The sequence below is a fragment of the Vibrio sp. 2033 genome (assembly GCF_033339735.1).
Window position 1 is genome coordinate 1 of the sequence record NZ_JAWOVC010000338.1, and the last position, 710, is coordinate 710.

Below are 710 nucleotides of genomic sequence, written 5' to 3' on the forward strand. Positions count from 1 at the left end.
CATTTTGACCAACATAGCAACTTACGACTAAAGTCCTGCTAATTTTGACCAAATATGCCAAGGTTTTGCTTTCTACAGCCCAATTATTTAAACGACGTTCCTACGATCAAATACACAGCTTCCATATCCTGCTCCGTACGACCGTATGCCAACATAATAGGTCCAATTGGCGAGTCCACACCAAAGAAAATCGATGCGGCGTTATACACTGGTGCTTCATTCAATTTCAGATCGTTGTCTGACCATGTACCGCCATGTTCTAGCGACGCGCCTACATAAACTGGCGCTTCAAACAATCCAAAATCATTGTCGAACCATTTGTAGCGATATACCAAACTGCTGAAGAATAAGTTTTGCCCTATCAAGCTGTTTCTCGGTATGCCTGACAAATGCAAAAAGCCCCCTAACTCACGAGGGTCCAGCGTTATCGACGAGTTTTTACTTTGCACAAAGCTGTATTCTGCTTGTCCGACTAAAGTATGACGCTGATAGCTCATTGCCCCCTTAAATCGAGCGTCAATTTCATACACTGTATCTTCCACAATATCTTTAGGCTTGGACTGACCTATCTCTTCAGGGCTGGTATCGTGAGAAACCAAATATTCTAGGTCGACCAACAAACCTCGCGTAGGAAAAGCAAAATCATCGAGGGTGTCTAAGCGGTAATTGGCAAACAAGCCTCTTCGCTCAAAATCTAAATTGCCTACAGA

The 710-nt window shown here is 43.4% G+C and carries 1 pseudogene; it reads right to left on the reverse strand.

The annotated features are described in order from the left end of the window. Positions 1-83: 83 nt before the first annotated feature. A pseudogene (locus tag R7P74_RS26450) lies at positions 84-710 on the reverse strand (patatin-like phospholipase family protein); the annotation flags it as partial.